4 protein-coding genes and 1 pseudogene are annotated in these 9,387 nt (G+C 69.4%); 1 reads left to right on the top strand and 4 read right to left on the bottom strand.

Annotated elements, in window-relative coordinates; all coding sequences use genetic code 11:
- Both HWX25_RS24130 and HWX25_RS24125 read right to left on the bottom strand, forming a co-directional pair.
- A pseudogene (locus HWX25_RS24130) lies at window positions 1-308 on the bottom strand (polyhydroxyalkanoate depolymerase); the annotation flags it as partial.
- A 211-nt stretch (window positions 309-519) separates the two neighbouring features.
- Complete coding sequence (locus HWX25_RS24125) at window positions 520-2,349, bottom strand: glycoside hydrolase family 15 protein (protein WP_059820623.1); 1,830 nt, start codon at window positions 2,347-2,349, stop codon at window positions 520-522.
- Between the two features lie 165 nt (window positions 2,350-2,514).
- Here HWX25_RS24125 and HWX25_RS24120 point away from each other — a divergent pair, with 165 nt between their 5' ends.
- Window positions 2,515-3,762 (top strand): lactonase family protein, encoded by a 1,248-nt coding sequence (locus HWX25_RS24120; protein ID WP_082725500.1) that lies wholly within the window; start codon window positions 2,515-2,517, stop codon window positions 3,760-3,762.
- A 103-nt stretch (window positions 3,763-3,865) separates the two neighbouring features.
- Here HWX25_RS24120 and HWX25_RS24115 read toward each other — a convergent pair whose 3' ends face one another.
- Complete coding sequence (locus tag HWX25_RS24115) at window positions 3,866-8,485, bottom strand: DNA translocase FtsK (protein ID WP_175910927.1); 4,620 nt, start codon at window positions 8,483-8,485, stop codon at window positions 3,866-3,868.
- Between the two features lie 180 nt (window positions 8,486-8,665).
- Window positions 8,666-9,211 carry an META domain-containing protein gene (locus HWX25_RS24110; RefSeq protein ID WP_175910925.1) on the bottom strand — a complete coding sequence of 182 codons (546 nt, stop codon included), beginning with the start codon at window positions 9,209-9,211 and terminating at the stop codon, window positions 8,666-8,668.
- Window positions 9,212-9,387 lie beyond the last annotated feature (176 nt).

Here is a 9,387-nt window from a genome sequence, read left to right as displayed (position 1 = left end):
GTGACGGCATCGGCGTCGTCCGAATAGCGTTTGAAGCGCAGCAGCCGGCAGAACGGCTTCTCGACGATCGTCTGCTCGACGATCGGGATGTTGTGGCCGTCCTTGACGATCTGATGAATGTTGAATTCGGGCTTCTCGTAATCCTTGCCGAGCCGGTACATCAGCTCGTACGCGGCGGCCATCCGCGTCGCGCCGGGCATCAGCGAGAACGGGCTGGACGGGTTGGCGAACGACTTGGATGCGGCCTGGGCCCAGGCCGTGAGCGGGCTCAGCATCGCCCGCTGGAATTCGTGCAATTGGTAAAGCATGCAGACTACTCCCGCGTGGGGGACGGTGCGCAAGGGCGGCGTGGGGCGTCGCGGCGTGCCGTGTGGGTCAGCGACCGGCCATGGTGCAGTGCGGCCGGACAATCGAATCGATCATATCGGACAACGATGGGTGTTGCAATGCAACATTTCCCCGATTTTTCATCAAACTTTTGCGAATTGACGATCTCTGAAGAAGCCGCTCCGGCCCCGGTCAGCGCCCTGTCGCCACGGCCGGCGCCGGCTGGCCGGCCGCGCGCGCCATGGCGTCTTCGTGGTGCATCAGGTTCATTGCAGTATGCACCAGCGCCACGTGCGAGAACGCCTGCGGGAAGTTGCCGACGAGCCGGCCCTCGACCGGGTCGTATTCCTCGGCGAGCAGCCCGAGGTCGTTGGACAGCGCGAGCAGCCGGCTGAAGAGCCGGTGCGCGTCGTCGATCCGGCCGAGCAGCGCGTAGTTGTCGACCAGCCAGAAACTGCACGCGAGAAACGTGCCTTCGCCGGGCGGCAGGCCGTCGTCGTACTCCGTCGTTCGGTAGCGCATCACGAGCCCGTCGTGCAGCAATTCCCGCTCGATCGCGTCGACCGTGCCGACGATGCGCGGGTCTTCCGGCGGCAGGAAGCCGAGCAGCGGCATCAGCAGCACGCTCGCGTCGAGCTCGTCGCTGCCGTAGCTCTGCGCAAACGCCCGTTTGCCTTCATGCCATGCGTTGTCGCAGACGTCGGCGTGGATCCGGTCGCGCAGTGCGCGCCAGCGGTCGAGCGAAGCGGGCAGCCGGAACATTTCCGCCGACTTGATCGCGCGGTCGAACGCGACCCACGCCATCACCTTCGAGAACGTGAAATGGCGGCGGCCGCCGCGCGTTTCCCAGATCCCCTCGTCGGGTTCTTGCCAGATCTTCTCGAGATGATCGAGCAGCGAACACTGGACGGACCACACCGTGTCGTCGGCCTGCAGGCCGCCCACGCGCGCGAGGTGCAGCGCGGCCATCACTTCGCCGAATACGTCGAGCTGGAGTTGGTTCGCGGCGCCGTTGCCGACGCGCACCGGTTTCGAATCCTGGTAGCCGGGCAGCCAGTCGAGCTCCATTTCCGGCAGCCGGCGCTCGCCCGCGATCCCGTACATGATCTGGATTTGCTCGGGCGAGCCGGCCATCACGCGGCCGAGCCACGTGCGCCAGGCGCGCGCCTCGTCGTAGTAGCCGCCGCGCATCAGCGCGAGCAGCGTGATCGTCGCGTCGCGCAGCCAGCAATAGCGGTAGTCCCAGTTGCGGTTGCCGCCGATCTTTTCGGGTAGCGACGTGGTGGGCGCCGCGACGATCCCGCCGGTCGGCTCGTACGCGAGCGCCTTCAGCGTGATCAGCGAGCGGCGCACGGCGGCCGCGTAGCGACCCTGCACCTGGCAGCGGCCCGACCATTCGAGCCAGTAGTTCTCGGTGCGGGCGAGCATCGACAGCGGATCGCGCGCAGGCGGCAGCCGCAGGTGCGACGCCGCGTAGCTGAGCGAAAACGGTACGCGTTCGTCGGCGCTCACCGTGAATTCCGCGAGCGTATGGAGGTTCTTGCCGGTGAGCGGCACCGGCGTGCGCAGCACGACGGTATCGGGGCCGGCGATCGCCTTCACGCCGTCCTCGCGGGTCAGTTGCGTGACCCACGGGATCGAGAAACCGTAGTCGAAGCGCAACACCAGTTCCATGCGCATCTTCATCGTGCCGTGGCGGCCGACGACGATCCGCACCAGTTCGGACCAGCCGTTGCCGGGCGGCATGAAGTCGATTACGGTGACGGCGCCGTCGGCGCTTTCATAGTCGGTCTCGAGGATCAGCGTGTCGCCGCGATAGCGGCGCGTCGTGTGCGTGATCGCGGCGTCGTCGGCCGGCGCGAGCAGCCAGCGGCCGTGCTCGGGCGTGCCGACCAGCGCCGCGAAACAGGCGCCCGAATCGAAGCGGGGCCAGCACAGCCAGTCGACGGAGCCGTCTTTCGAGATCAGCGCGGCGGTGTGGCCGTCGCCGACGAGGGCGTAGTCTTCGATCAGGGCGGGCATGGGCAAGCGGTCCTTGGGTATTCGAGTTCACTATGCAGGCGGAGGCGCCCTGGCTTCACGCGCCGGCGTCGCGCCCCGTATACTCGGCCGGGCGGCGGAGCGCATGAACGGCCGGCGTTTCGTCCTATCTCAACACTTGAAGCGACTCGATGCAAGGAGGATTCAATGCCCAGCCGTTTACGCGAGCGTGACGCACGCGCTTCGACACGAGGGTTCCCGCTTAGGCTCGCTCACTGGATGAAAGGTTTCGCGATCGTGCTGTCCTTGTCCGCGACCCATGCCTTCGCTCAACAATCGCCGGCACCGGCCGACGGCGTCTACAACCTGCTCGTCGGCACCTATACGGGGCGCGGCAGCGACGGGATCTACGTTTACCGCTTCGATACGAAAACGGGCAGTGTCGCACCCGTGTCGTCGGCGAAGACCGTGAATCCGTCCTACCTGTTGCCAAGCCGCGACGGTCGCACCGTCTACGCGGTCAACGAACTGCCCGGCGACAACGGCCCGGCGACGCAGCGCGGCGGCGTCAGCGCGTTCGGCTTCGATCCGAAGACGGGAGCGCTCACGTTCATCGACCGCGTGTCGTCCGAAGGGAACGATCCTTGCTATCTCGCGCTGTCGCCGGACGGCAAGTACCTCGTCACGGCCAACTACTCGGTCGCGGCCGATCCGGGCGGCAGCTTCGCCGTGTTCCCGGTCCGCGACGGTGGTGCGGTCGGCCCGGCCGCGCTGACGGTGCATCACGAAGGCACGGGGCCCGTGAAGGGGCGCCAGGACGGCGCGCACGTGCACTCGACGGTGTTCTCGCCCGATGGCCGTTACCTGTTCGTGCAGGACCTCGGCGCGGACAAGATCTACGGCTACCGCTACACGATCGACGGCAGCCGCGGGCTGATCAGCCCGACCGACACGCGCTACACGCCGGTGAAGGCCGGCTCCGGCCCGCGTCACATGGTGTTCGGCGCCGACGGCCGGTTCGCGTACGTGACGAGCGAGCTCAACGCGGCGGTCGAGGTGTTCGGCCACCACGACGGCAAGCTGACGCCGGTCGAGACGCTGCCGATGACGGTGCCGGGCTTCAAGGGCAAGGTGGGCGGCGGCGCGATCCACCTGTCGCCGGACGGCCGCTTCCTGTACGCGAGCAACCGTGGCGACGTGAACGAAATCGTGATCTACGCGGTGAACAAGGCCGACGGCCGGCTGAAGACCGTCGGGCGCCAGTCGAGCCTCGGCAAGACGCCGCGCGAATTCCTGATCGATCCGACCGGCAAGTGGCTGATCGTCGGCAACCAGGACAGCGATACGTTCTACGTATTCAGTCGCGACGTCGAAACGGGGCAGCTCGGCCCGAATCCGCAGAAGGTGGCGCTCGGCAGCCCGGTCGATTTCAAGCTGGTGCCGGTGGCGCAGTAAATGGAGAAAGGGCGCTGCTTCTGCAGCGCCCTTTTTTTTCGTTCGGGCGGCCGCTTGCGCGGGGCGCCCGTATCGGTCGTCGTCGGCCGCGCGGCCGCCGTGCTCAGTCGGCCGCGGCCGGCACGAGCACCTCGCGGCTGCCGTTGATCCCCATCGGCGACACGAGCCCGGCTGCTTCCATCTGCTCGACGAGCCGCGCGGCGCGGTTGTAGCCGATGCGCAACTGGCGCTGCACCGACGAGATCGACGCGCGCCGTGTGCGCACGACGAACGCGACCGCTTCGTCGTACAGCGGATCGGCTTCCGCATCCGGCGCGTCGCCGAACAGGTCCTGCGTCGCGCCGTCGGCGGCCGGGCCGTCGAGAATCCCTTCCTCGTACTGCGGCTCGCCGAACTGCTTCAGGTATTCGACGATCCTGTGCACTTCCTCGTCCGCGACGAACGCGCCGTGCACGCGCTGCGGGTAGCCGGTGCCCGGCGGCAGGAACAGCATGTCGCCCTGGCCGAGCAGCGATTCGGCGCCCATCTGATCGAGGATCGTGCGCGAGTCGATCTTCGACGACACCTGGAACGCGACGCGCGTCGGGATGTTCGCCTTGATGAGGCCGGTGATCACGTCGACCGACGGGCGCTGCGTCGCGAGGATCAGGTGGATGCCGGCCGCGCGCGCCTTCTGCGCGAGACGGGCGATCAGCTCCTCGATCTTCTTGCCGGCGACCATCATCAGGTCGGCCAGCTCATCGATCACGACGACGATCAGCGGCAGCTTCGACAGCGGCTCGGGATCGTCGGGCGTCAGCGAGAACGGGTTGCCGATCTTCTTTTCCTTCGCTTCAGCGTCGCGGATCTTCTGGTTGAAGCCCGCGAGGTTGCGCACGCCGACGGCCGACATCAGGCGGTAGCGCTTCTCCATTTCGCCGACGCACCAGTTCAGCGCGTTCGCCGCGAGCTTCATGTCGGTGACGACCGGCGCCAGCAGGTGCGGGATGCCTTCGTAGACCGACAACTCGAGCATCTTCGGGTCGATCATGATGAGCCGCACGTCCTCGGGCGTCGCCTTGTACAGCAGCGACAGGATCATCGCGTTGATCGCGACCGACTTGCCCGAACCCGTCGTGCCGGCGACCAGCATGTGCGGCGCCTTCGCGAGATCGGTGACGACCGGGTGGCCGGTGATGTCCTTGCCCATCGCGATCGTCAGCTGCGACGCCGAATGCTGGTACTGGCGCGATTCGAGGATTTCCGACAGGCGGATCATCTGGCGTTTCGCGTTCGGCAGCTCGAGGCCCATGCAGGTCTTGCCGGGAATCGTCTCGACGACGCGGATCGACGTGAGGCCGAGGCCGCGCGACAGGTCCTTCATCAGGCCGACGATCTGGCTGCCGCGCACGCCGAGCGCGGGTTCGATCTCGAAGCGCGTGATCACCGGACCCGCCGATGCGCCGACCACGGTCACCGGCACCTTGAATTCCTGCAGGCGCTGCTCGATGACTTGGGCGGTCTGCGCGAGGTGTTCCTCGGTGATCGTTTCGATATCGTCGGAGGCGGGCTCGAGCAGGTCGAGCGTCGGCAATTCGACGTTGAACGACGCGGGTGCGTGGAATTCGAACGCGTTCGGGCGCGGCTGGCGCGCGGGTTCGGCCGATGCGTCCGGGGGCGGGGTGCTCGATTCCGCCGGTGCCGGCGGCACGGTGGCCTCGGACAGCGTCGTGTCCGGCGGCGGCGCGGTCGTGACGGCCGGGATGGCGATGCCGGTTGCCGCGGGCGTCGCGCCCGTGCCGGGCATGGACCAGCTCGCCGATGCAGCAGCGGGGGCCAGCGGGGCGGTGAACGACTGGGCCTGCGGCGCCGGTGCGGACGCGACGGGTTGTGCCGGGGTCGCCGTGTCGATGGATCCGCCCGGTGTGGAGAAGGTCGGCATTGCCGACACAGACGCGGTCGCGGAAGTCGCGAGCGCGGCCGATGCCGTCGCGGGGGCGGTCGTGGCGAAGGAGGCCGGCGCGCCCCCCGTCGCTGCAGGCACGCCGCCGAACGCGGCGGGTGCAGCGGCAACGATCGTGCTCGTCGGGGCGAGTGCGCCGGAAGACGGCGCCGGGATGACCGCAGCGGCGGCGGCAGGCGCGATGCCGGGTGCCACCTGCGCTGCTGCGGGCGGTGTGGCCTGCGTGTCGGTCGACCAAGCGTCAGGCGTGCGGTTCGCCGGTGCTGCCGGAGGCGTGGCCGATGCGGTCGACGTTGCGGTAAATGCGCTGCCGGACGAGGTGCCAGCCGCGACGGCAGGCGACACCTGCGTGCTTTGCGCCGAATGCGATCCGATTGCGCTGAAGGACGTGCCGGTCGATGCGGATGCGGTCGCGGCCGGCTGCGATGTGGCCGGACCGGAAGCATTCATTGCGGGCGTCGGAGCAGACGTCGCCACGGGTGCGGACGGCTGTGCGGCGGGCAGGACGGCGGCACCGGTCGAAGGCGTGTGGGCGGGTGCCGTCGGTGCGGGTGCCGGCGTGACCGCGGCCGATGCCGCAGCCGGCACGTGACCGCTGGAACCGTGTGCGGCCCCGGTGGCGCCTATTGGCGCGGACGGCTCGGCCGATACAACGGGCGCCGCCGATGCGGTGGGTTGCGACGGCGACCAAGAGGCCGTGCCAGTCATGCCGGAGAACGAAGGCGTCGCGGCGGCCGGTGTGCTGTTCGACGTGTTCGCCGGTGCGGGTGCCAGGGCAGCAGAGCCCGGCGTGGTCCCGACGCGCGACGACGCGGAAGTTGCCGGAATCGTCAGCGCACCAGAGGAGGTTTCCGCGGACAACGGCTTCGACCACGACGCAGACGCAGGTTCCGCCATCGCGGAGATCGACGCCGCCGATGCGGGTGGCATGGCATCGGCAAGCGGCCGCGTCGGCGTTGCCGCGATCGACGAAGCGGGGAGGGGAGTGGTCGGCGCGACCTGCTGGACAGGCGTCACGACGTCCTGAGTCGCGTGCGTGTCCGGTGTCGTATCGACCGATACGGTGGTATCGGCCGGCAGTGTGGATTGCGACTGGACCTGACCGACCGTCCCTGCGGCCGTTGCCGCATCCTTCGCGTCGGCGGTGCGGCCCATGCAGCTTGCCATCGACGTGACGCTGGCCGCATGCGAACTGACAGCCTCGCTCGTCGCCCCCGACTCATCCGCATCGGACAGCGGCGCGGCAATCGGGCTTTCATGCGATGCGTCGAGTCCGGAAACCGGCGGGCTGACGATGTCTTCCCACGGTGCGAAGTCGATCGGTGAATCGAATGCCGGCGCGGCGGGAGCATTGGCGTCATGCCGATGCTCGCCTTCCGCATGACGCGTCGGTGCATCGGTCTCGACGCTGCGATCCGGTATGGCATGCCGTGCAGTTTCGCCGAAGGCCGGAATGCTCGTGCCAACATCGAGAAGGGGTGTGCGCACGCTCGGCTCGGCCGGCATGAATGCATCCAGCACGATCGGTGCGTCGTCGTATGCCGGCGTGGCTTCGTGCGTGTCCGGAAGGTCTGCGTGGCGGGGCGAGGCCTGAAGCGCGCTCGCAACGACCCCGGCGGGTACGGCCGTCGATGCCGATGCCGATGCCGCGACGCTCGCTGCCGTCGCAACCGCGGCGGCCGTCGCCGGCGCCGCATCGGGCGCCCGCACGTCGTCGAGCGTCGCCCATTGCGCGGTGCTGGCCTCGATCGAGCGCAGCGTGTCGTGAACGCTCGGCGCCGGCGTGATCGGCTCCGCGGGCTGCTGCACCCATGCGTAGAGCGGCGCGCGCGCGGGGACCGGTGGCGCGGGGCGGCGCCGTGCGGCGTCCGGCGACTGGCCGGCGCCCGCCGCTGGGCGCGCGGGCGTGCGCGGCGGCGTCACGCCGGCCGGGCGCGGTGTGACCGCGGCACGCGGCGCGGCCGGCTGCTTCATTGCGGCTGCGGCCGGGCGCGCGGCGGTCGGTTGCGGCCGAACGGGCTCGAACCCGGCCGGAAGCGGGGCCGGATTCGGGCGCGGCACCTGTGCATTCGCTGCGGCTCGCGCGAGGCTGGCGGTGCTGCCGGTCGTCGGCGGCGGCATGGCGCTCGTCGTGCCCGCTGCAGGCGGCGGGGGCATGCGATGGGCCGACGTCGGCTTCAGCCACCCCGAGGGTGCGACGGGCTCCGCGAGCGGACGCGGCGCTGGGTTGCCGCGCGGCTTCGGCCGGGCCTGCGGATCGGGTTTCCACAACGTTGGGCGCGAATAGCGGCCGTTCTGCCGCGGCGCCATCGAGTTGACGGTGTGCGCGGTGGTCGGCTGCACGATGTCGTCGTCGCGATGCAGCGCGCTGCGCGGCAGGTCGGCGACGCCGCGCACGTCGTCGTCGTCGACGTCGCGCGCGAGCTTGACGCCGAACGACGTGTCGACCCACGCGGCGAACTGCCGCCAGCCGATGCCGGTCAGCCACGGCAGGCCGGCGAAGAACAGCACGACCATCGCGACCGGCGTACCGATCGGGCCGAGCACATGCGCGAAGCCGTTCGAGAGCGCGTGGCCGAGCGCATTCGTGTCGGGGCCCGACAGCGGGCTCGTCAGCGCGCAGCTCGCGACGAACACGGCCGCGAAGCCGAGCCACAGGCGAATCGAGCCGCGGCCGGCGAGTCCGCCGCCGCCGGGCAGCATCGCCTGAACGAGACGCCAGATGAGAAGGAGGAACCAGACGGCGGAGATGCCGAACCAGCCGAAGACAACCGTGTGCATGCTTTGATGAAACAGGAAGAGGGCGGGGAGCGCGGTGCGCGACCCGCCGAGTTTAACCGGCCGGCGAACAGGACTCTAAGGCAGCATGAACGCGTCGACGCGCTTCCAGGCCACGGGACGCGTGCGTCCGGGATTCGCGCGTGGCGAAGGCGGCCGGTCGGCCTTCGCCCGCGCGCTGCATCAGGGGCTCCGGCGCGTGAAGGTCAGCGTCGCGCCGGCTTCGGTCACGATCTGCAATTGCTGCGGCTCGCGCATCTGCACGCCGGTCTTCTCGATGTGCGCGAGCGCATCGAGGTACGCGTGTTCGAGCTGGCCGCCGAGTGCGTTCGGGCATGCCATGCGCGTGCCGGCCAGCGGCCCGAAGCTCAGCAGACCGTTCTTGAGCGCGTAGGTGCCCATGTAGCGGTTGCAGCCGGAAAAGCCACTGGCGCGTCGGACGCCCGATTCGATGGACAGCGCGAGCTTGATCGGCTCGCCGTTGTCGCCGTGCGGAATCATGCGCGGCGTGCCGTCGGCGTTCACCCAGCTCGTGAGCTCCCAGCTCGTGTCGTCGAGCAGCTGGACGGCGGCGGGGTTGTACGGGTCGGGTGCGGGGGCGGCGGAATCGGGGTGGGTCGGCATCGCGCAGGCGGCGAGAAGCGTGGCAAGCGTCAACGCGCAGAGCGGCGCGCGCAGCGGGCGAAGCAGGCCGGTGCGTGCGCGTGCGGCGGCGGACAGGTGGGACATGAGCCTCGTTCCTCATCGGATTCTAATCAAGGCGTAAGAGTAACGCACCCGCCCCGCGCGAGGCGAGCCGACACTTCGCGCGTGAAAACGTTCGCAAGGCGCCGGCGGGCTTCACGCGGCGACGCGCGACGCGACGAAACCGCCCGGACCGGCACGGGTGCGCGTGTTAACATCGG

It is taken from the genome of Burkholderia sp. BCC1640 (assembly GCF_902833125.1).
Taxonomy (GTDB): Bacteria; Pseudomonadota; Gammaproteobacteria; order Burkholderiales; family Burkholderiaceae; genus Burkholderia; species Burkholderia diffusa.
This window is presented reverse-complemented; position numbering and strand designations above follow the sequence as displayed.